This window comes from Capnocytophaga sp. H4358 (assembly GCF_002302515.1).
In the GTDB taxonomy this organism is placed as follows: domain Bacteria; phylum Bacteroidota; class Bacteroidia; order Flavobacteriales; family Flavobacteriaceae; genus Capnocytophaga; species Capnocytophaga canis.
This window is the reverse complement of sequence record NZ_CP022380.1, coordinates 69,081-90,210: the sequence shown is the minus strand read 5'-3', so window position 1 is coordinate 90,210 and position 21,130 is coordinate 69,081. Positions and strand designations below refer to the sequence as shown.

The following is a 21,130-nucleotide window of genomic DNA, read 5'->3' as shown; positions in this document are numbered from 1 at the left end:
TCTTTATTTCATTCATTTTCAAATATATTTTTCCTTTGTCTATAAATCTCATCAACCAAATTCGCCATCATCATGGGTGGAACGCTCATTCCAAGTACGTACTGCACGAATGAATACGTGGAAGTTACGCCAAAATCATTACGTTTGCGTAAAATCTACCTAAACGAAAACGACCGCAAACGCTACGAAAAAGAGTTTAAATAATTGTAAGATTTCCTCTAAAAAAAGTGATAAAAAAGCCGAAAGTGTAATACTTTCGGCTTTTATGTTAATATACCCTTATGTATTGGATTTTCCGATGATTTTTTTCCCAATTTCTGTTAGGATTTCTCTCAAATCTTCTGCAAAAATGAATTTTACATCTCGGTTATTTTCCAATAGTTTTGCGTTAAGCTCTTTTTCGGCTTTGGTAACAATTACGATTTTATCAATGAGTTTTAAATTTTCGTTATTCAACTCATCGGCTTTGTCAATTTGAGCAATTATCTGTGTTCCTACACCTCCTGAATAATCTTTTACCTGAATGGCTATTGCATACTGATATTGAGAGGTAAGGCTTGGTAATTTAACTAAAATATCCGTGCCGTGCTGAGCTTCTGCTCTTCCGCCGATACGTTGTACCTCGTAAAAAGGAAATAATTCTCTTAATCCATACTCTAAGGCATATTCCCATTCTTCACGCGTAAATTGCTCGTTGAGTTTTTGGTATAGTTGATTGCTAAATTCGGTTTGGTTAAACACTGCTACTACCGAAGATTCAAATCGGTCTTGATAGGTTTGCGTTTGTTTTAATTTTTCATCATCAGTAGTAATAATTTTCTCTACATCTTCCTTATAGTGATTAATATTCCAAAAACGAGACGGATTTTTAAGTGTAGAGCGGATATTTCCTGAAACATTTGAGCTATGCCTTGAAAAAGATTTGATACGTTTGGCAGGGAAAATATGCCCATAATCGCCGTATTGGTCAGAAATTTGAAAGTCATATCCAGTGTCCCAATCAGCAGTAGCTTCAATCACAGCAACTTCACCCCAATTAGGAAGCTGAGGCACCAACAAAATATCTCCTTTTTTTACACGCTGGAACATCGGTAAATTGCGTTTAGTACCAGCATCAATACGTTCGGGGTGGCGAAGGTCTTGGTTTTGGTCATAACCCCAACCTTGTCGTAACCTACCCTGCTCTAATTCTTCTTTAAAGAAAGAAATGTGTCTTGTGTCAATTCGGTAACACCAATAATTTTTCTTATTTTCCATTATTTTAATTATTAAACATTTTCGTAGCGATGTAAGCACAAGCTTGTGCATCTGCCAATGCGTTATGATGATTATTAAGTTCGAATCCTAAATAACTTGAAACGGTATGTAACTGATGATTTGGAAGTTCAGGAAAAAGCTTTTTTGCTTCTCGATACGTACAAAAAAACGGATTTTGATGAACGGGAAGTTGATAAGCTGACAAAACTGCTCTCAAGCAGCTTTCATCAAAACTACTATTATGTGCAACGAAAGGCAAGTTTTTTATCCGATTGGCAATCCTTTCCCAAACTTCGGGAAACTCAGCCGATTGCAGCGTATCCCAATAATGAATTCCGTGAATATCGGTCGCCCATTGGCAGTAAAAATTGGGAATTGGTTTTATCAGTTGGTAAAATTCACCTACAATTTGGGCGTTTTCTACAAAAACCAACCCCATACTACATACGCTACTTCGGTGCTGATTAGCTGTTTCAAAATCAATGGCAACAAATGATTTCATCACACATTATTTTGTTTTGCTATTTGCTGAAATTTAGTAATGTACATATCCATTTCGTTGACAATCTCCGCAATGAGTTCTTCCCTTTTGCGTGGGTGTTTTAAACGTTCAAACTCAGATGAGTTGAGTTTCCAAAAATCCAAATTGTTACGGTCAGCGAGTTTGTAGCCAAACCAATTGGCAGTTTCTTTAAAATTGGTAGAGGTCTGTTGAACGACATCTAAAATAACTTCGTTTTTTTCGTTAGGTTGCGATTTTATAAATCCGTAGTAATAAGAATTTTCCAGCTCTACGCAGAAATTAAGCGTTTTTCCTTCCTTGGTGGAATAAACTGGAAACCAAAAACCAAACCAACGATGGCGGTTTCTGGCTCTTGCATAAAATTCATTTACATCTTGAGTAAAGTCTTTTGGAATAATTTCATATCCTTTATTTTTGAGTTGTTTTTGCAATTCGTTCCAAAAATAATTTTGCAATTCGTATTTATTAAAACCCTCATTTTCAATAAATAAATCACATTCTCGTAAGAGCTCCTCAATTCTTTTTACGTTGATTGATGTAGCTTCGCTGGTGTACAAATCGCTTTTCAGAATGGAAATAATTCCGAAGACTTCTTCACAAAGTTGCGAGTAAAATTTGGGCAATTTGCTTTGTTTGTCTTTGTCGGTACTAAAATCATTCATCAGTTGAATGAGTTTGGAAACACGCTCAAAAATCTTGTCGGTATTCTCCGGTGAGGTGTGCATTTGAATGTATCCGAGCTGAAAAATTAAATCTTTAAGCTCGTCAATATTGCTTTCAGAGTTTGAAAGAGTGATTTCTCCGTCTTGAATAATATCTTTTAATTTTTCCAAGAAATCGTGATAAACCTCTTGTTTTTTTTCAAAAACTTTTAGGTTTCGTTCTCTTTTTTCTTCATTGGCAGTTTGCCCTTGTAGCAAAAATACCGTGATAATTGCCGTAATTACCACCCCGATTAACGCCCCGTAAAACTGTGAAGGCAGCGATTCCATTTCAAAAATTTTAAATAAAATAGCTCCTCCTAAAAATAATATACTGAATCCAATAATTCCGTATATCCAAAGGTTTTTATTGTTCATATTCTATTCTTTTTATCTTGATTTATAAAATGTTATTTAATAAAAGTAGCAGATAAATTTATCTGCTACTTTTAAGGTTTGTTTAGCTTCGTTTACTCCACGTTCTACCTGCATTTTTAGAGTAATACAATCCTTTGCTTGTAGTTGCCAACAATTCCGAACCATTATCTTTTAATGATTCTATTTCACCCGCAGAAGACCCCGTGTAGCGAGCACTCCAAGTTCTGCCTCCGTTGGTAGAGTAGTAAATTCCTTTGGAGGTTACCGCCAAAAGTTCATCGCCATACGGACACAAATCAAAAAAATCTCCTGCGGAAGACCCCGTGTAACGAGAACTCCAAGTTCTGCCGTCATTGGTAGAATATTCAATACTTCCTTTTCCCTCGTTGATACGAAGCATTTCGCTTCCATAATGAATCATTTTTGCCATTTTATATTTGATTTTATTTGGTTACTAATTCGGTTATTTTATGGGTTTTATGATACCTTCTTCATCATAATATTTCAAATATTCTGATGTTTTGTACCATTCGATACTCTCGGCAGGAACGTAAATCGCCTCTAATAAAGACCTATGAAAAACGTCGTGTTCCAACTCCGTACGATTACCTTTAAAGATGATTGTTTTCAAATTATGACAAACGTCAAAAGCACCGCCCCCAATAAGAGTAACATTTTCAGGAATTGTAACTGCTGTTAGTTTAATACAATTATCGAAAGCATCCTCTCCTATATATTTCAATTTGTCCGAAAACTTAATGGTTTCAAGATTTTCCAAACCCTGAAAAGCATCTTCTCCTATTTTGGTTATTTTACTCAACACAACATCTCCCGCCATATCTACATAAGTAGATTCTGTGTTTAGCCATTTTTCTAACACCAATCCGTCTGAACTCAATTGATAATCCGACTGGGCGTGTATTTCAGTTTTAGGTGTTAAATTTTTAACAGGTGTTGCATCTTTAACATAAGTAGATTCTGTATTTAGTTGTTTTTCTGAGACTAATCCGTCTGAACTCAATTGATACTCCGACTGAGCGTGTATTTCAGTTTTAGGCGTTGTCTCTCCAACAGATGTTTCATCTTGAACTGGTATTGCATTCAGGTAGCTATATCCGAAAACCAATAAAAATGTAGTTAAAAAAGTGAATACTAATCGTTTTGTTTTTCCGTTTTCTATCATTTGCTTTGTTTTTTCCTGATTGGCATTGTGGCTTTCCAAAGCGGCTTTAAAAAGTACTGTACCCCCGATAATACTCAAAAGCACCGCTTTGTTTTTAGCATATTCTTGACGATATTTTTCTTCCTCTTCTTGATATTTTTTGTCTGCTTTCCTTTGCTCTTCCTTGGTTAAAGGGACATCTGTCCATTTCCCATCTTTTTTTACTTTTTTGGTTGTTTGCCGTTTATTACCATAGTGTCCAAAGAGTAGCATAATATGTATAACTAAAATTATTGTTAGTATTTTTGTTAAAGCTGAATAAATTCCATATTTTGTATTAAGGTTTATAAGGAATGACCAAACGATACTTGTGGTAAAACAAGAAGCAGAAAGGGCTAAAAGACAAAATTTTATAATTGTATTTTTATCAAATAATAAGTCACTCAAAAAAAACAGTATTAGTAATATGCAAGACAGTATAACCAAAGCAAAGTCCCACATATTTGCAAAAACAACCATTTTACCTTCTTTGCTTCTTTTTACAGCTTTTTGGTAAAACGATATAATGGGTATAACTACTAAAAAAGCTAAAATAAGTAACAGAATTGTCGCTAAATTCATTTTATATTATTTTAAAACTCCCCTACTCTATTACAGGCTTTTCGGGTTACGCCTTTTTAAATGAACAAATAATAATTTTTCAATGAACGATTATTCATTATCTTAAAGCACTAAATAGGTTTTCAACCTCTAAAAATACGTCTCAGAAACGTATAAAATACCCTTCGGAAATATATTTTATACACTGAAACAACGTATTTAATACTATTTGAAAGCCTATTAAATACATTGATAAAAAGCATTCAATACCCTGATGATATCTATTAAATATAGTTATAAAACCTATTTAATAGCTTGTTTGCTATATTCTATACATTTTTAGCATCCCCCTACCCCTTTAAAGGGGGAATTTAGAAAACTCGGTCGTGTTATAAAAAGTATGATGAAAGTTCCGATTGTCAGGCTGAGCAAAATCCGTGAAGACGGAGTATGTGACGAAGCCTTGTAATTACAGGGCTTCGACTACGCTCAGCCTGACAAAAACACTTCTTTTTTTTAAGGTATCATAATTTTTACATTACCTCTGAAAACTCAACTATTTATTCAATATCCTTTTGTTCCATTGAATAACTTTTGTGGCTTACTTTAAAAGGGAATTGTTATGCGTCTGTTTTCTTTCGTCCGCCTTTAAAGAACTGTTTTAATTGCTCATATAGGGTTTTAATACCTGGAACGTTTTGTCCGCTTAAAAATTTGACATTTCGGTAAAAGGTTATCGAATTGAAATAATTGTCATTATCGAGCAATACTTTGGTATCCGAAAGTTGTTCTGTAATAGTTTTAAGACGAATAAGGCGAGTTTCAATTTGCTGACGAGCTTGATAATCGCGGTCAAATTCCTCCTTATCCAAAAAAGAAGGCACAAACTGAGGATATTGCTCCATAAACTCTTTGCACTTATTTACAAAAAGTTTGTTTTGCTCAGCAATGCTTCCGTACTGTCTACGTTCATCAGGAGTAAGGTTAAATGTTTTTCCTTTTAGCACATTTTCAATGTTTTGCAAGGCTTCATCTAACTTTTGTAATTCTTCGGCAGTAAAAACTACACTGGCTAAATTTTTGTCTGTCATCGTATTAAAGTTTTATAGTTAAAATTTCTATTTTCCCAATTTACACAAAAATGCAAAAAACCGATTACGAGCCATATGCCCATAATCGGTCTGTTTGCTATATATTGTTAGCAAATTTGTATTATGTTGTAAAAAATAAGTTATGAAATGTTGTATATATGCAGAAAAAGTATATACACACACGAAGGAGCTTTTAGTTAAAGCATAAGAAAGGCGTTGCGTTGCGTTGCGTTGCGTTGCGTTGCGTTGCGTTGCGTTGCGTTGCGTTGCGTTGCGTTGCGTTGCGTTGCGTTGCGTTTTCCATATCAATTTGCAATGCAAATATACAGAAATTCAATGAGTTATGCAAGTATTTTGTAATGAAATTCATAAAGTTTTGAGTAGTTAAATGCTTTGTATCAGGTTGCAAATATATGCTAATTTTTCATATCTGAATAGATTTAAATGTTAAAATATTTTGTGATTTTCACATAACACCCAAATAAGTATTTTTTTAAGTTTAATAAAAGTCAATTCATTGTACAAAGGTGAAAAGATAAAAAAAAAAAACTACCATACAAAAAAAAGGAGTATCCCATAATCTGTGTAAGTTGAAAAGTTATTCTGAAATTTTTTGAGCCCTTAAAAGCTCAAAAAAAATTTCGGAAATAACTTTTTAACTATTTTTGACCCATAATTTAAACAGATATGATTAACAAGGAAGAATTGCTCAACAGCAAAGAATTTTACAAGTCATTTAAGACTGCTGAGGACTTGACAGGTTTCTTTAAAGAGCTCCACAAAAAAGCGGTGGAACATATGCTCAATGCCGAACTCGACGTTCACTTGGACAACGAAAAACACGACAAAACTAAAGATGGAAATTATCGTAACGGACACACTTCCAAGAAGATAAAAACTTCCTTTGGCGAAGAACAAATCCAAGTTCCTAGGGATAGAGACGGTAGTTTTAACCCAATGTTAGTCCTAAACGCAAGAACGTTATCGATGGTTTGGAAAACATCATCGTATCGTTCTATGCCAAAGGAATGAGCGTGAGCGACATCGAAGAACAAATCCAAGAAATGTACGGCTTTGAAGTATCAACTTCCACAATATCAAGGATTACCAATGCGGTTACCAATGAAATGGTCTCTTGGCAAACCGCCCATTGGACGAGCTGTATCTCATTGTTTGGATGGACGGCATCGTTTTTAAAGTTCGTGAGAACTCAAAAGTTGTCAACAAAACCATTTACCTTGCTGTGGGCTTGAATCGAGAGGGAAAAAAGGAAGTTTTAGGAATGTGGCTCGGAAAGAATGAAAGTTCCGCCTTTTGGATGAGCGTTCTCACTGATTTAAAGGCTCGTGGAGTGGAAGATATTCTCATTACTGCCACCGATAATTTAAACGGATTTACGCAAACCATTCGCACGGTTTTTCCCCAATCACAAACGCAAATATGTGTGGTTCATCAGATTAGGAATGCTTGTAAGTATGTGGTTTACAAAGACAGAAAAGAATTTACAGCCGATATGAAACACATTTATACTGCCCCTAACAAGGAAGCTGCCAAGGTTGCTTTGGAAGATTTTGCCCAAAAATGGGAGTCAAAATACGGCTATGCTATCAAATCTTGGTATGACAATTGGGACGAATTGACCGTATTTTTCGATTTTCCGTTAGAGATAAGAAAAATTATTTACACAACCAATCTTATTGAGAATCTGAATGGTAAGATTCGGAAATACACCAAAAACAAGCTGTCTTTCCCAACAGACGAAGCTGTGCAAAAGTCCGTTTTCTTGGCTTTGAGAGAAGCTACCAAAAAGTGGAGTATGCCTATCCAAAATTGGGGGATTGTCTTGAACCAATTTATGCTTATATTTGCACAAAGACTCAAACTATAAAAACTTAACCCCAACTTTTTAACTTACACACTTAGAGGGATAGTGTCCAAAAAAAGTTGCCCAATATTGTGGACAACTTTCTTTAACTTCGTTTGAGACAATCAATGACTACTCTCCTAATAAAGATTTAATTCTTTGGAAATTGCTGTGATCCCCTAAGGCACCATAGATACTTTTCAATTGCTCTAAAATATCCTTAGTATTACCTTGTTTTTTTACATAATCTTCCAAAACATCTGCTCCTTTTTTGAAGAAATCATCTTTTTTCACTCTCAATTCTTCGTATTTTTTAACATCTGCTTTTGAGTTACCCAAAGCATTCATCTCCTCAATCAAGGCATTACCCTGAGTAATGTATGATGTTGAGATGTTTAACGCAGCTGCTGCATAGTCTGGTTTTAGTCTTAATGCTTCCTCAAATGATTTACGAGCTTCAACTACATTATTTTGTTGTAAATTGATTACTCCTATGTTGTAATGCAAATCAGGATTATTAGGTTCAATTCTGATAGCTTCTTGCATCAATTCTTTAAATTTATCTTTATTATCCAATTGGAAATAAATCATCGCCTCTTGTACCACGATGTTGGCATCGTTTGGAAATCTCTTACGAGCTTCTTCAAAAGCTTGTAATGCTTCATCGTTTTTACCTTGCTCTACATAAATGTAAGCGATATTTTTTACGATTTCAGCGCGTTTTGATGGGGTTTTCTCGGTTCTTGGATTCGTGTGCGTTCCTCCTTTAACCATCAAATCTCGTTGATTTTTGCTTCCAAATAACTGTTCCTCTCCTGACTGCTTGTCTTTTGCGTAGTAAAGAACCTCTGAACCATCGTAGTTCATGTCTTTTAACTCTTTGTAATATTGCAAAGCCAAATCATAATCTTTATCTTGGACAGCCATTGAAGCCGCATAATACAGGTTTACAGTATCCCTTGGGCTAAATCGGTATACCTGTTCAAAAGCTGTAGTAGCAGTTTTGAAATCTTGCTTTGTGTACGCTTCTTGCCCTTTATTCGATGCAATTTTAGCGGCTACTTCACTTAAAGCAGGTAGTTGAGCTGTAAATTTCCCTTTTCCTCCCTCTATTTCTCTCACTTTGGCAAATGCTTGTGAAGCATCTTTCAATGAGGCAAGTAAATTAGCATTTTTCTTTGCATTTTCCAAACCTACTGTCCCTTCTAAAAAATAGTATTGAGCCGCAAAATCACCACTTGAGGCTATGCTTTTCACCTGAGAAAGCATCGTTTTTGCTCCTGCTAAATCTCCTTTTTTGATTAGCTTTTCAACTTCTCTGAGTTCTTTTTTCTGTCCAAATGCAGTTGCCGAAACTAATAAAGCAGCTGCTATCACTAATGGTTTTTTCATTTGTTTCTGGTAATTAATTCTACAATATTTTTTTGTTTCTATTCTGTACTCTCAATTTCTGTACCATTTTCTTGATTTTCATCCGTTGAAGATTCCTGCTCATCCTCCTTCATAACTTTCGCAACAGCTGCTATAGAGTCATTTCCTTTAATATTGATGAGCCTAACCCCTTGTGTTGCACGTCCCATAATTCGTAAATCGTCTATTGGTAAACGGATAGCTATTCCGGATTTGTTAATAATCATCAAATCTTCACCACTAAGTACACTCTTAATAGCCACTAAGTTACCTGTTTTTTCAGTGATTGAAATGGTTTTTACTCCTTTTCCTCCTCGATTGGTAATTCGGTAAACTGCTTCTCCAGTTTCAGGTTCATCAATGTAAGAACGTTTTCCGTAGCCGTTTTCTGAAACCACCAAAACGGTTTCTTCCTGCGGATTTTCAATAGCGATCATTCCAACTACTTCGTCTGTTTCCACGTCCAAATCAATACCTCGAACCCCTTGTGAGTTACGTCCTACTGCACGTACTTTTTCCTCTTCGAAACGAATAGCTCGTCCTGATTTCACTGCCAACATTAGTTGACTTTTTCCTGAAGTAAGTTTTGCTTCTAACAACTCATCACCATCTTTAATGGTAATAGCGTTTATTCCATTTTGACGTGGACGGGAGTACTCCTCCAATAACGTTTTCTTGACGATTCCTTGTTTTGTCGCCATAATCAAAAAGTTGTTATTGATGTATTCCTCATCTTTCAAATCTTTTACGCTGATAAAGGCTTTAACCTTATCATCTTGTTCAATATTGATAAGATTTTGAATGGCTCTTCCTTTCGATGTTTTTGTTCCTTCAGGAATTTCATACACGCGCATCCAAAAACATTTTCCTTTTTGGGTAAAGAACAACATGTATTGGTGATTCGAGCTTACGAACAGATGTTCTAAGAAATCTTGGTCACGCGTATTGGACGCTTTCTGCCCCACACCTCCCCTATTTTGGGTTTTGTATTCGTTCAACGATGTACGTTTAATGTATCCAGCATGTGTAATTGTGATGACCATTGTTTCATCAGGAATCATATCCTCAACACTAAACTCTCCTCCTGCATATTCAATTTGTGAACGACGTTCATCACCATATTTTGCCTTCACCTCAAGCAATTCTTCTTTGATAATTTCAGTACGACGCTCTTTCCGTGCGATGATGTCTTCCAAATCTTTAATAAGAGCCATAACCTCCTCATATTCAATACGCAACTTATCTTGCTCCAGACCTGTTAGCTGACGCAAACGCATCTCAACAATGGCTCGTGATTGAATCTCAGATAATTCAAAACGCTCCATCAATCTGGTACGAGCTTCGTTCGCATTTTCCGACGAACGGATAATGGCAATTACCTCGTCAATGTTATCAGAAGCAATGATTAATCCTTCTAAAATATGTGCTCTTTCCTGTGCTTTTTTCAGTTCGAACTGAGTTCTGCGATAAACCACATCATAGCGGTGTTCCACAAAATAGTGAATTAAATCCTTCAAATTTAACAATTGTGGACGACCGTCAACTAAAGCAATGTTATTTACACTGAACGATGTTTGAAGAGCAGTATGTTTGAATAAATTATTTAATACTACATTAGCTACAGCATCTCGTTTCAAAACATAAACAACACGCATTCCTCCCCTTCCAGACGATTCGTCTCGCACCTCAGAAATTCCTTCAATTCTCTTCTCATTGATCAAATCCACCGTTTTTTTAATCATTTCAGCTTTATTGACCTGATATGGAATTTCGGTAACTATGATGCATTCCTTTCCATTTACTTCTTCGATATTAGTTTTCGCACGTACAACAACTCGACCACGTCCCGTTTTGAATGCCTCTCGAACGCCTTCATAACCATAAATGATACCTCCTGTAGGGAAATCAGGAGCTTTGACATATTTTATTAGCTCTTCAATATCTATTTCAGGATTTTCAATGTAGGCTACCGTTCCATCAATGACTTCCGTCAAATTATGAGGAGCCATATTAGTTGCCATACCTACAGCAATTCCCGAAGATCCATTAACTAATAAACTGGGGATACGCGTTGGCAAAACCTTGGGTTCCAACAAAGTATCATCGAAGTTATACTGATGGTCGACCGTGTCTTTGTCAATATCAACCAACATATCTTCGGAAATTTTACGCATACGAGCCTCTGTGTAACGCATTGCCGCAGGAGGATCGCCATCAACCGAACCGTAGTTTCCTTTTCCATCAACAAGCATGTAACGTAAGCTCCAATCTTGAGCCATACGTACCATAGTATCATATACTGAGGAATCTCCATGGGGGTGGTACTTACCAAGAACTTCTCCCACAATCCTTGCTGATTTTTTGTGTTGACTATTGCTAAAAACTCCTAATTCATTCATCCCGAACAACACCCTACGATGCACTGGCTTCAAACCATCACGCACATCGGGCAATGCTCGCGAAACAATTACCGACATTGAGTAGTCAATGTAAGCGGATTTCATCTCATCACCAATGTCCACTGGAATGAGTTTTTCTCCTTCTGCCATATTATTTCTTACTATTTTTTATGTTTTGTATTCAATTAACGTGCTAATGTACGAAGAATATTTGTACTGGGCTAATAAAAAAAGATTTTTTTTGTTATATGAAAAATGTACATAAATTAAACAACTTATAATCAATCATATATAAAATATATTTTTTGACATCTTTTTTAGAAAACAAGATGTTAAAAAATAATATTAGCTTTCAATTCTGTTTTTTTGAAATGAAACTTTCTTTTTTTCCACTTTTTGTTGTACCTTTGTTACCTTGTAACTTTGTGAACAAAAAGAATGAGTAAAATAGAATCTTTTAAGGAGCATATCCTTTCGGGATATACCTGTAAGGGCGACTACATTACATTAGGAGGTGCGATATTCGATGGAGAACCCATTGAAAATCTGTTAGTTAATTTACCTCTAAAAACTTTGAATCGTCATGGACTCATCGCAGGTGCGACTGGTACAGGAAAAACCAAAACTTTGCAGGTCATTGCAGAGAATTTATCCAAAAATGGTGTTCCTGTACTTTTAATGGACTTGAAGGGTGATTTAAGCGGATTGGCAGAAGCAGGTGAAGAAAAATCTTTCATTACAGAGCGTCATAGAAAGATAGGGCTTCCTTTTGAAAATCAATCGTTCCCTGTGGAGCTTTTAACCATTTCAGAACAAAAAGGGGTTCGTTTACGTGCTACAGTTTCTGAGTTCGGGTCGGTATTACTTTCCCGTATTTTAGATTTGAGCGATGTACAAGAAGGCGTGTTAGCTGTTATCTTTAAGTATTGTGATGATCACAATTACCCGCTGTTGGACTTAAAAGATTTGAAAAAAATACTCCAATTTGCTACAGAAGAAGGTAAAACTGATTTTGAAAAAGAATACGGAGCTATAGCTAAAACATCAACAAGTGCTATTCTCCGAAAAATAGTGGAATTGGAACACCAAGGAGGAGAATTATTCTTCGGCGAACGTAGTTTTGAACCCTCTGATTTACTAAGAACTAACAACAAAGGTGAAGGGTATGTAAATATTATCCGATTGACAGACATTCAAGATCGTCCAAAGATGTTTTCTACTTTCATGCTCAGTTTGTTAGCAGAAATCTACTCAACTTTCCCAGAGGAAGGAGACCTTAAAAAACCTAAATTGGTGATTTTTATTGATGAAGCTCACTTAATTTTCAGTGAAGCATCAAAAACCTTGTTGAATCAATTAGAAAATATCGTTAAATTAATCCGTTCCAAAGGCGTCGGTTTGATTTTCTGCACACAAAATCCAACAGATGTACCTGATGCTGTACTTTCGCAATTAGGAATGAAAGTGCAACACGCTCTGAGAGCCTTCACTGCCAAAGATCGAAAAGCCATCAAATTAACAGCTGAAAATTACCCAATCACAGAATACTACAACACTGCAGAAGTACTGACCTCTTTAGGAACAGGAGAAGCTTTCGTGACAGTTTTGAACGAAAAAGGAATCCCTACCCCTTTGGTTGCTACCATGCTTAGAGCCCCGATGAGTCGTATGGATATTCTTTCTGATACCGAAATAAATAGTTTAGTAAATCGGTCGGAATTAGCTAAAAAATACAACGAAACCATTGACCGAGAAAGTGCTTACGAGTTATTAAACAAAAAAATAGCTGAAATTCAAGCCAGTGCAACCAAAGAAAAAGAACGTGAGTTAGCTGAAAAACAGCAATCGCGTCAATCACAATCCCCTACAACACGCAAAATATCTCGAACAACTCGCTCAACCGCTCAAAATCCGCTGTTGAAAATGGTGACAAGTGCTACTTTTGTGCGTGGAGTGTTGGGAATACTAAATAAAGTTATTAAAAAATAATAGGAAGTGTTGTAAAAAGTATGATACCTTTAATAAAGTGGATATTTCTGTCAGGCTGAGCGTAGTCGAAGCCTTGTAATTACAGGGCTTCGACTACGCTCAGCCTGACAATCAGAACTAACATCATACTTTTTATAACACTACCAAATAATACATAAAATCAATAGTTAGAACATGAGAAAAATAATTGGATTAACGTTTATTGCTTTATCAATAATAGCTTGTAATTCTGAGAATAAAACCTATTTAATAACCAAAGAAAGCGTAGGTGTATTACAAAAAAATGTAGCTGTACAGAAATTAGATTCTATTTATGCTAAGGATTCGTTAGTGAACAGTACCTATGAAGGAGAACTCCGATATGCGAACACTGAGCGTATTCTAATCTTTGAAAAAGGAGGAAAAGAATTACTGGAAATTACACCTGCTATTAGTGGAAAAACAAATGAAAAAGTCGTGGAAAGCGTACGTATATTAGATCCGCGTTTTACTACAGAAAAAGGAATCTCTTTGGCAAGTACTTACAAAGATATTAAATCAAAATACACTGATTTTGAAATAGAACAGACCTTTAAAAGTATTTTAATTACCCCGAAAGGTGAAAACGTTTATTTTACGTTTGATAAATCGGCTTTAAAAAATAAAAATTTTGGACTTTCATCTGATGTAACCAAAGATGACATCGAGGAAGATGCTAAAATCGACCGAATGGTGGTAGATTGGAGCATATATTAATATAAAAATCGATGAAAAAAACATTGACGATTACAGTTATTGGAGGAGGAAACGTAGCTTTTCATTTGGTTGATACTTTCCTGAAATTAACAGATGTGGAAGTGAAGCAACTTTACAATAGAAGTTGCTTCACTTCTGATTTTGATAAATTTGAAATTAAGAAAACGACTCATATCGCCGAATTAAAACCCACTGATTTGACCATCATTGCTGTGAAAGACGATGCGATTGCTGATGTTTCAGCACGGTTGCCTTACACCAACTCATTAGTGGTTCATACTTCAGGAAATACGGACATTGACTTACTGAATGAAAAAAACAGAAAAGGTGTTTTTTATCCATTACAATCGTTTTCAAAAGCTAAACCCGTAGATTTTAGGAAAATTCCATTATGCTTAGAAGCTAAAAAAGCAGAAGATTTGAACATTTTACGCCATTTAGCTGAATCTATTTCTGAAAATATCTATGAAATTAATAGTTTTCAACGAAAAATACTCCATATTTCAGCAGTTTTTGTAAATAATTTTACTAACCATCTGGTAGGGATTGGTCAAAAACTGTGCGATGAACATAAAATTCCCTTCGAAATACTCAAACCTTTATTAACCGAGACCTTTGAAAAGTTACAAAATATTTCAGCCATAGAAGCCCAAACGGGACCTGCCCGACGCGATGACCAACAAACAATCAAAAATCACATGGCTATGCTAAATGGAGTTGAAAAAGAGATATACAAAACAATTACAAATTCAATATTAACCACATATGGAAAAGAAAAGTTATAAAGAATTTTTAAAAGACGTAACCACATTTGTTTTTGATGTGGATGGCGTACTAACCAATGCTCAAGTATTAGTAACCAATGAAGGAGAATTACTTCGAAGCATGAGCGTTAAGGATGGTTTCGTAATGAAATACGCTATTGAAAAAGGATATAACATTTGCATCATTACGGGCGGAAATAACCAAGGAACTAAAAAACGTTTTGAAGATTTGGGAATTACGGATGTATTCATGAAAAGACACCAAAAATTAGATACTTTTCTTGAATACCAAAAAAACAAAGGCTTAAAAAAGGAACAAATTCTTTATATGGGAGACGATTTACCGGACATTCCTCCAATGAAACACGCTGGATTAGCTACCTGTCCACAAGATGCTGCTCCTGAAGTAAAAGCCGTAGCCGACTATATTTCCCACTTGGAAGGGGGTAAAGGTTGTGTTCGGGATGTAATCACACAGGTACTCAAAGTACGCGGTGATTGGGAGTTTTAAGATTTTCAATATTTTCTTATATTTGCACCCGTTTTCAAAAACGGGTTGCAATACTGGTAAGGAACGATTTCCATTACAATCATTGTATGTAATAAAAAACTAAACCTAAAAATACGCATCTTAATACATCCTATTTCAGGGTCAAGTTATTTGAATATAGCGTTGAGAAAAAAAAATGTACATATCCGCTTGTTGAACTTTTTGCTACTCGTTAGTATGCTTAAAGTCGCTTTTCCTGTAGGGGAATTTTTTCACGAACACCATGAGCATCATTCGGCGGAAGAAATCTGTACACACGCTACCAACAAAAAGTGTCAGCATGAAGCTCACTTCTCGGACTCGCACCAGCATCCAATCGACTGTATTTTCTTTCAATTGCACAACTTTTTTGTGCAACCTTACTTTATTTATACGTTACTTGAACAAAACAATTCTACACGTTTTGTAGATCAAGAAAAAAACTACATAGCGTATCATTTATACACTTCAACCAGAGCTCCACCGAGTGTTGTACTCTCTTAAAATGAACATCTTTTTCGAAGATGTATTCTAAATAATGTTCTGAGGAAGAATTCTTCCTTACAGAATCATTACACTATTTTTTCAAACAAACATATCAAAAGATTTATATGCGAAATATTCTTTATCTTTTGACTTTCAGCTGTATGGCTATTGGTTTCGGACAAGAAAAATTACATCTGAAAGTTGAAGATAGTAAAGAAAAACAACCTTTGGTAGGTGCTGTAATTCATTTTTTAGGAAAACATTACGTCACTAACCTTGAAGGAGAAGTTGCTATACTTAACTTAAAAAAAGGAACATTCCCTATTAGAGTTACGTATTTAGGATTTGAGGAGTATCAAGGTAAAGTGACCTTTCCTACAACTAATTCGCTAGTGGTTATATCCATGATAGAAAGCCTGAATGAACTCTCGGAGGTTATCATATCTTCCTCTTATCAGGGAGTACATCGCAATACAGTCACGGGAGTATTGACCAAGAATGATTTAGAAAAACAATCTGGAGAGTCACTTGCCAAAATGCTCAGTTCTGTGCAAGGTGTTTCGATGATACAAAGCGGAGCTACCATCGCAAAACCCGTAATCCATGGGCTACATAGCAATCGCGTACTGATACTTAATAATGGTATTCGGCAAGAAGGACAGCAATGGGGAGCAGATCATGCTCCTGAAATTGATCCTTCAATGGCAAATCGGATAACTGTTGTTAAGGGTGCGGATGCTGTTCGTTATGGTTCGGATGCTTTGGGAGGAGTTATTTTGCTATCCTCAAGTAAACTTCCGTATGGAGATAATCTGCATGGAGAAGTATCTCCTTCGTTTTCATCTAACGGACGACGAACAACAACTTCTGCAAAGTTAGAAGGAACTGTTCCAAAGGTTCCGCTATGGGCGTGGCGAGTACAGGGAACATTAAAACGTGCTGGGGATATTAAAACCGCTGATTATTATCTTAATAATACAGGAGTTCGTGAAGAAAATTTTTCTCTGGAAACAGGATGGGAGAAGGAACTATGGGGAATAGAGGCTTTTTATAGTCAATATAATAATGAGTCTGGTGTATTCTATGGTTCTCACATTGGAAACTTAGAAGATTTGCAAACGCGTTTTCAAGTGGGTCGTCCTTTGACTACTTATCCATTTTCCTATGAGGTAAATGCTCCAAAACAAAAGGTAAGACATCATTTGGCAAAGGCAAAAGCTTATGTTTTTCTTCCTTTTGGAGGTAAATTAACAGCTCAGTATGCTTTCCAAGATAATATCCGACATGAATACAGTGTCCGGCGATTGGAACGCAGTCGTATTCCTGCTTTGGACATGCACTTAGCAACTCACTCGCTTGATATTTCTTGGGAAAACATGTACGGGAAGTGGAAAAGTCAGTTAGGATTAACTGCTTTAAGTCAAGAGAATTATAACAAACCAGGTACGGGAATTACCCCCGTCATTCCTAATTTTGCTTCTGTTGGATATGGAGCTTTTGCTATTCAAAAGTATGTTGAAAAGCGTTGGGAAGCAGAAACAGGAGTTCGGTATGATTATAAAACATTGAATGCTGATGGTTACGGATTGTTCGGACAACGTTATGGAGGGAATCGTACATTTAATAACTTGACGTATCTTATAGGAGGAAGTTATAAACCAACTGACTTTTGGTCTGTAACATCTAATATAGGAGTTGCTTGGCGTTCCCCTCATGTTAGTGAGCTTTACAGTAATGGGCTTCATCACGGAGCAGGAACTTTTGATATTGGAGATGGTTCACTTACATCCGAAAGAGGTGGAAAGTGGATTACTTCGGTAAAATATCAAAAAGAAAAATTCTCTGCCGAAGTTGATTTGTTTGTTCAGTTAATTCAAAATTACATCTATGATGCTCCAACAGGAAAAACGCGAACTTTATTTTCGGGAGTATTTCCTATCTTTCAATATCAGCAATCCGATGCTTTTTTCAGAGGAGCTGATTTGGAAATTGGGTACCAATTTTTACCTTCATGGAAATATCGTTTAAAGACTTCGGTAGTTTACGCTAATGAAATTAAAACAAGCCGATACTTTCCGTTTATTCCTTCAGAGCGTTTTTCACAAGAAGTTTCATTTGAGTTACCTGACACAGGCATTTGGAAAAATGTATATTTTTCTGCAAAACATCAATTTGTTAATAAACAAACTCGTTTTGACCCATCACAAGAATTGGTAAGCTCTACGCCTGATGCTTATAACCTATTTGATATTGGTTTTGGCGTTAAACTACCTTTAGGAAATCAATCGCTTGATGTACATATGTCTGCTGAAAATATATTGAACCAACTATATAAAGAATACACGAATAGATTTCGATACTATGCACATGATTTAGGTAGAAATATTCAATTACGTATAGTATATTCTTTTTAGTAAGATATAACTAAAAGCAAAAAATGTACAAGAGAAAATTTATTATATGAAATAAATTATTTCCCTAAAGGGATGAAACATTTCCCCAAAGAGATGAAACATTTCCCTAAAGGGATGAAGTATTTCCCTAAAGGGATGAAGCATTTCCCTAAAGGGACGAAGCATTTCCCTAAAGGAATGAAGCATTTCCCTAAAGGGATGAAGTATTTCCCTAAAGGGATGAAGTATTTATATAATGATTTAATATGTTTTATATATTGAAAAAATAAATTTTTATATAGATAACAGTTTATTTAAAGTAAAAAGACAAAAAAAATAATTTAATAACAAATAAAAAAAGATTAAATAATGAAAAATATATTTAGAATAAGTTTTTTAGCAACTATTTTAATTATTATGTCATCTTGTACAAAAGATGAACAACTTCAAAAACCTGATTTAGAAAAAGAGTTTGATATAACGGAACATTTCATAGCAGGTACCATTGGTGATAAGAATAAATCGGTATATGTGATAAACTTTTTAGAAAAAGGGAAAGCCGTATTTTTAAATTCCTCACAAGAGTTAATTGGTAATTACACTCTCACAAAAGACAGTCTTATTTTTGAGATAAAAAGTGATTCAAATTATCGAATTGCAAAATTTGCTCTGAATGATAAGAAACAAGTTACTTCAGCATACTATCGAGCTTTGAAAAAAGTTTACCCTGCTACTGCAACTTTAGTTTCTATTCCTGAAGAAAACCAATTGGTCGGAAAAGTTTTTAAAGGAGAAGAGTATAAGTTTGGGGAATCTTTCCGTCCTGTTTTTCATTACAAGTTTGATGAAAAAGGTACTCATTATGGTTCCGGAGTTGATGTAAATGCTGTTACACCTAATAAGAAACTAGAACTTATTAATAATTGTGTTTTCCGATTTAAAGATACAGGAATTTCAGAAATAGGATATTTTGTAGGAAATACTCTTACAGTTTTCAGATATCAAGGACTATACTATTTCGGAGAATATGAACTACAAAAATAATTATTTATTAACCCTAAAAATCAATTTAAAATGAAGAAAATAAAAAATATACTATCAGTAACAACTTTAATTGCTTTACAAATACTTTTTGTTAGTTGCCAAAAAGACAATAAAGATTTACCCGTAGCCGAACCAAAAGTAGAAAACCTTGAAATAGGTTACGAAAATGGTAAGAAAGCATATACAGAAAGTGATCTACATTTGGAAGCTAACATCACAGCTGAAGGAACAATTAAAAGTGTTCGAGTACAAATCACTCCAAAAGAAGCAGGAGGTTCTTGGTTTGTAGACAGAACTTATACAAAAGGATTTACAGGAAATAAAGAAGTAAATTTACACGAACATTATGACGTTCCTAAAAGAGCAAAAGAAGGAACATATGATGTAGTTATCATCGTAACGGATGCAAAAGGAAATAAAACCGTTGTAGAAGATGTTTTGACCATCGAACGTGATCCTTCTTTGCCGATAGTTACTGAAAAAAGTAGTTCATATGATAATGACGTGCTGAATATTAAGGCAAAGGTTTCTGCACCTAATAAATTAGCCAGTATTCATGTACGAGTGAGAGGTATTGAAGAAACCTACACAGATGAAGATTTGGTAGGAAAGACTTCGTATGATCTTAATAAGGATATTAATGTATCATCACTTGCCAAAGGTCACTATCACTTTTTTGTAACTATTACTGATCAAGTAGGAAAAAAGTTTACATACGAAGATCATTTTGATAAAAAATAGTCACATTTTAAAAACTTCGTCAAAATACGCTGAAAGTTTTGGCGAAGTTTTACAAACAAAAAGAGAAAAGATATTCAATTAGAAATATCTTGAAAAAAGAAAATAACATAATATAATACAAAAATAATGAAACACTTTTTAAAGTTTAGCATAGCATCGTTTCTGGTTATAGTAGGAACGTCTTGCTCAAAAAATGCCCCAGAACCTCATCCAGAAGGAGAACACGAGGCAACAGCTAAGATGGAAGTTATTTTTACTGAAGGACACACCCATCATGGAAATAAATTTTATGGAGATGAAGAAATAAAGGAGCTGAAATATCTAAAAAAAATACAAAAGATAACCTTTATCCTTGAGGAAAATAAATTGAATATGGAAGGAGCGCCAGTACGATTAAAAAAAGGAAAACACTATGGCGTTGAAATAATACATTACAATGCTGAAGGAAAACGTATCAACAGTGAATTTATTTCGGATACAGAAGCTCGTATCCATCAACATTTTTTTATGATGGAAGAAGCTAAAACTACAGATGGACGCCCTACTCCAACAATGAATCAGGTGTTAGAATATACTTATCGTGACACTAATCCTGAAGACAAATACATCAATGAAAAGGGAGTAAAACTATTGAAAAGAACGTGGGACGCTAAAAATCCAACAGAAAATGATCCAATAGGTTTAAAGGGATTTTTTTATGTTAAGGAAAACTACATGACTTTTATGTTGAGAATCACGTTAGCTCATTTCACGGGCATTGGTAAAACAAAACTCAAAGAGGATGGAAGCTTGTATGCTTTTAATGAATTACCGAGCGGTAGTCGATTCTATGAAGCGGACGTAAATGTAAGAATTCCTGTCCGTATTTACACCGAAGAACAGTCTCCTGATTCAGTTTTCAAGGCAGATGCTGCCAAAGAATTTGGCGTTACGGAAGATGAAATTCAGAAAGATTTAGACCATATTGCAAGGCACAAACACGAAGAGGGGCATTCCCACCGAGGAATTCACTTATAAAATGGTTTTAAACAGATAAAAAATAGGCTGTCCGAAAAGGACAGCCT

Annotated in this window: 20 protein-coding genes and 1 pseudogene; 12 read left to right on the top strand and 9 right to left on the bottom strand. The window is 35.2% G+C overall.

Features of this window, described 5'->3' with window-relative positions:
- Positions 1 to 72: 72 nt before the first annotated feature.
- Entirely contained in the window at positions 73 to 204 is a 132-nt protein-coding gene (locus CGC49_RS11325; RefSeq protein WP_255318320.1) for a hypothetical protein, read from the top strand.
- A 75-nt stretch (positions 205 to 279) separates the two neighbouring features.
- On the opposite strand, the gene CGC49_RS00370 is transcribed toward CGC49_RS11325, so the two are convergent.
- From CGC49_RS00370 to CGC49_RS11170, 7 genes are all read right to left on the bottom strand, one after another.
- Entirely contained in the window at positions 280 to 1,257 is a 978-nt protein-coding gene (locus CGC49_RS00370; protein WP_095911601.1) for a hypothetical protein, read from the bottom strand.
- Positions 1,258 to 1,261: 4 nt separating this feature from the next.
- Positions 1,262 to 1,759: a 3'-5' exonuclease gene (locus CGC49_RS00365; RefSeq protein ID WP_042345063.1), complete on the bottom strand. Its 498-nt coding sequence runs from the start codon at positions 1,757 to 1,759 to the stop codon at positions 1,262 to 1,264.
- Positions 1,759 to 2,859 (bottom strand): hypothetical protein, encoded by a 1,101-nt coding sequence (locus CGC49_RS00360; protein ID WP_095911600.1) that lies wholly within the window; start codon positions 2,857 to 2,859, stop codon positions 1,759 to 1,761. The genes CGC49_RS00365 and CGC49_RS00360 overlap by 1 nt, the downstream gene beginning before the upstream one ends.
- A gap of 82 nt (positions 2,860 to 2,941) precedes the next feature.
- Entirely contained in the window at positions 2,942 to 3,289 is a 348-nt protein-coding gene (locus CGC49_RS00355) for a hypothetical protein (RefSeq protein ID WP_095911599.1), read from the bottom strand.
- A gap of 33 nt (positions 3,290 to 3,322) precedes the next feature.
- On the bottom strand, positions 3,323 to 4,294 hold the full coding sequence (locus tag CGC49_RS00350) for a leucine-rich repeat domain-containing protein (protein WP_157908979.1): 972 nt from the start codon (positions 4,292 to 4,294) through the stop codon (positions 3,323 to 3,325).
- Between the two features lie 947 nt (positions 4,295 to 5,241).
- The gene (locus tag CGC49_RS00345) at positions 5,242 to 5,712 is read right to left on the bottom strand and encodes a hypothetical protein (RefSeq protein WP_095911597.1); all 471 of its coding nucleotides are present in this window, start codon (positions 5,710 to 5,712) and stop codon (positions 5,242 to 5,244) included.
- A gap of 193 nt (positions 5,713 to 5,905) precedes the next feature.
- A complete protein-coding gene (locus CGC49_RS11170) occupies positions 5,906 to 6,082 on the bottom strand; it encodes a hypothetical protein (protein ID WP_157908978.1) in 177 nt (58 codons plus the stop codon).
- Positions 6,083 to 6,399: 317 nt separating this feature from the next.
- Between CGC49_RS11170 and CGC49_RS00340 the strand changes: the two are divergent.
- Positions 6,400 to 7,600, top strand: a pseudogene (locus tag CGC49_RS00340) (IS256 family transposase).
- A 108-nt stretch (positions 7,601 to 7,708) separates the two neighbouring features.
- Here CGC49_RS00340 and CGC49_RS00335 read toward each other — a convergent pair.
- Positions 7,709 to 8,968, bottom strand: coding sequence for a lipopolysaccharide assembly protein LapB (locus tag CGC49_RS00335; RefSeq protein WP_095911596.1), 1,260 nt, complete (start codon positions 8,966 to 8,968; stop codon positions 7,709 to 7,711).
- 38 nt (positions 8,969 to 9,006) lie between these two features.
- Positions 9,007 to 11,535 carry a DNA gyrase subunit A gene (gene gyrA / locus CGC49_RS00330; protein ID WP_042009187.1) on the bottom strand — a complete coding sequence of 843 codons (2,529 nt, stop codon included), beginning with the start codon at positions 11,533 to 11,535 and terminating at the stop codon, positions 9,007 to 9,009.
- 288 nt (positions 11,536 to 11,823) lie between these two features.
- Here gyrA and CGC49_RS00325 point away from each other — a divergent pair, with 288 nt between their 5' ends.
- From CGC49_RS00325 to CGC49_RS00280, 10 genes are all read left to right on the top strand, one after another.
- Positions 11,824 to 13,374, top strand: coding sequence for a helicase HerA-like domain-containing protein (locus tag CGC49_RS00325; RefSeq protein WP_095911595.1), 1,551 nt, complete (start codon positions 11,824 to 11,826; stop codon positions 13,372 to 13,374).
- Positions 13,375 to 13,548: 174 nt separating this feature from the next.
- Positions 13,549 to 14,109, top strand: a complete 561-nt coding sequence (locus CGC49_RS00320; protein ID WP_042009192.1) for a hypothetical protein — start codon at positions 13,549 to 13,551, stop codon at positions 14,107 to 14,109.
- 11 nt (positions 14,110 to 14,120) lie between these two features.
- Positions 14,121 to 14,894: a Rossmann-like and DUF2520 domain-containing protein gene (locus tag CGC49_RS00315; RefSeq protein ID WP_095911594.1), complete on the top strand. Its 774-nt coding sequence runs from the start codon at positions 14,121 to 14,123 to the stop codon at positions 14,892 to 14,894.
- The gene (locus tag CGC49_RS00310) at positions 14,875 to 15,384 is read left to right on the top strand and encodes an HAD family hydrolase (protein ID WP_095893107.1); all 510 of its coding nucleotides are present in this window, start codon (positions 14,875 to 14,877) and stop codon (positions 15,382 to 15,384) included. Before CGC49_RS00315 ends, CGC49_RS00310 begins: the two co-directional genes overlap by 20 nt.
- A gap of 162 nt (positions 15,385 to 15,546) precedes the next feature.
- On the top strand, positions 15,547 to 15,906 hold the full coding sequence (locus tag CGC49_RS00305; protein WP_231549986.1) for a hypothetical protein: 360 nt from the start codon (positions 15,547 to 15,549) through the stop codon (positions 15,904 to 15,906).
- A gap of 107 nt (positions 15,907 to 16,013) precedes the next feature.
- Complete coding sequence (locus CGC49_RS00300) at positions 16,014 to 18,302, top strand: TonB-dependent receptor domain-containing protein (protein ID WP_095911593.1); 2,289 nt, start codon at positions 16,014 to 16,016, stop codon at positions 18,300 to 18,302.
- A 72-nt stretch (positions 18,303 to 18,374) separates the two neighbouring features.
- The gene (locus tag CGC49_RS00295) at positions 18,375 to 18,563 is read left to right on the top strand and encodes a hypothetical protein (RefSeq protein ID WP_095911592.1); all 189 of its coding nucleotides are present in this window, start codon (positions 18,375 to 18,377) and stop codon (positions 18,561 to 18,563) included.
- 87 nt (positions 18,564 to 18,650) lie between these two features.
- The gene (locus tag CGC49_RS00290; protein ID WP_147362945.1) at positions 18,651 to 19,325 is read left to right on the top strand and encodes a hypothetical protein; all 675 of its coding nucleotides are present in this window, start codon (positions 18,651 to 18,653) and stop codon (positions 19,323 to 19,325) included.
- 30 nt (positions 19,326 to 19,355) lie between these two features.
- On the top strand, positions 19,356 to 20,066 hold the full coding sequence (locus CGC49_RS00285; RefSeq protein ID WP_095911591.1) for a DUF4625 domain-containing protein: 711 nt from the start codon (positions 19,356 to 19,358) through the stop codon (positions 20,064 to 20,066).
- Positions 20,067 to 20,192: 126 nt separating this feature from the next.
- Complete coding sequence (locus tag CGC49_RS00280) at positions 20,193 to 21,083, top strand: hypothetical protein (RefSeq protein ID WP_095893103.1); 891 nt, start codon at positions 20,193 to 20,195, stop codon at positions 21,081 to 21,083.
- Positions 21,084 to 21,130 lie beyond the last annotated feature (47 nt).

Coding starts and splice junctions, on each gene's coding strand:
- CGC49_RS11170 (WP_157908978.1), bottom strand. CDS start 6,082: ATGAATTTCATTACAAAATACTTGCATAACTCATTGAATTTCTGTATA.
- CGC49_RS00290 (WP_147362945.1), top strand. CDS start 18,651: ATGAAAAATATATTTAGAATAAGTTTTTTAGCAACTATTTTAATTATT.
- CGC49_RS00315 (WP_095911594.1), top strand. CDS start 14,121: ATGAAAAAAACATTGACGATTACAGTTATTGGAGGAGGAAACGTAGCT.
- CGC49_RS00300 (WP_095911593.1), top strand. CDS start 16,014: ATGCGAAATATTCTTTATCTTTTGACTTTCAGCTGTATGGCTATTGGT.
- CGC49_RS00310 (WP_095893107.1), top strand. CDS start 14,875: ATGGAAAAGAAAAGTTATAAAGAATTTTTAAAAGACGTAACCACATTT.
- CGC49_RS00365 (WP_042345063.1), bottom strand. CDS start 1,759: ATGAAATCATTTGTTGCCATTGATTTTGAAACAGCTAATCAGCACCGA.
- CGC49_RS11325 (WP_255318320.1), top strand. CDS start 73: ATGGGTGGAACGCTCATTCCAAGTACGTACTGCACGAATGAATACGTG.
- CGC49_RS00345 (WP_095911597.1), bottom strand. CDS start 5,712: ATGACAGACAAAAATTTAGCCAGTGTAGTTTTTACTGCCGAAGAATTA.
- CGC49_RS00295 (WP_095911592.1), top strand. CDS start 18,375: ATGAAACATTTCCCCAAAGAGATGAAACATTTCCCTAAAGGGATGAAG.
- CGC49_RS00360 (WP_095911600.1), bottom strand. CDS start 2,859: ATGAACAATAAAAACCTTTGGATATACGGAATTATTGGATTCAGTATA.
- CGC49_RS00280 (WP_095893103.1), top strand. CDS start 20,193: ATGAAACACTTTTTAAAGTTTAGCATAGCATCGTTTCTGGTTATAGTA.
- CGC49_RS00350 (WP_157908979.1), bottom strand. CDS start 4,294: ATGCTACTCTTTGGACACTATGGTAATAAACGGCAAACAACCAAAAAA.
- CGC49_RS00370 (WP_095911601.1), bottom strand. CDS start 1,257: ATGGAAAATAAGAAAAATTATTGGTGTTACCGAATTGACACAAGACAC.
- CGC49_RS00355 (WP_095911599.1), bottom strand. CDS start 3,289: ATGGCAAAAATGATTCATTATGGAAGCGAAATGCTTCGTATCAACGAG.
- CGC49_RS00285 (WP_095911591.1), top strand. CDS start 19,356: ATGAAGAAAATAAAAAATATACTATCAGTAACAACTTTAATTGCTTTA.
- CGC49_RS00335 (WP_095911596.1), bottom strand. CDS start 8,968: ATGAAAAAACCATTAGTGATAGCAGCTGCTTTATTAGTTTCGGCAACT.
- gyrA (WP_042009187.1), bottom strand. CDS start 11,535: ATGGCAGAAGGAGAAAAACTCATTCCAGTGGACATTGGTGATGAGATG.
- CGC49_RS00325 (WP_095911595.1), top strand. CDS start 11,824: ATGAGTAAAATAGAATCTTTTAAGGAGCATATCCTTTCGGGATATACC.
- CGC49_RS00320 (WP_042009192.1), top strand. CDS start 13,549: ATGAGAAAAATAATTGGATTAACGTTTATTGCTTTATCAATAATAGCT.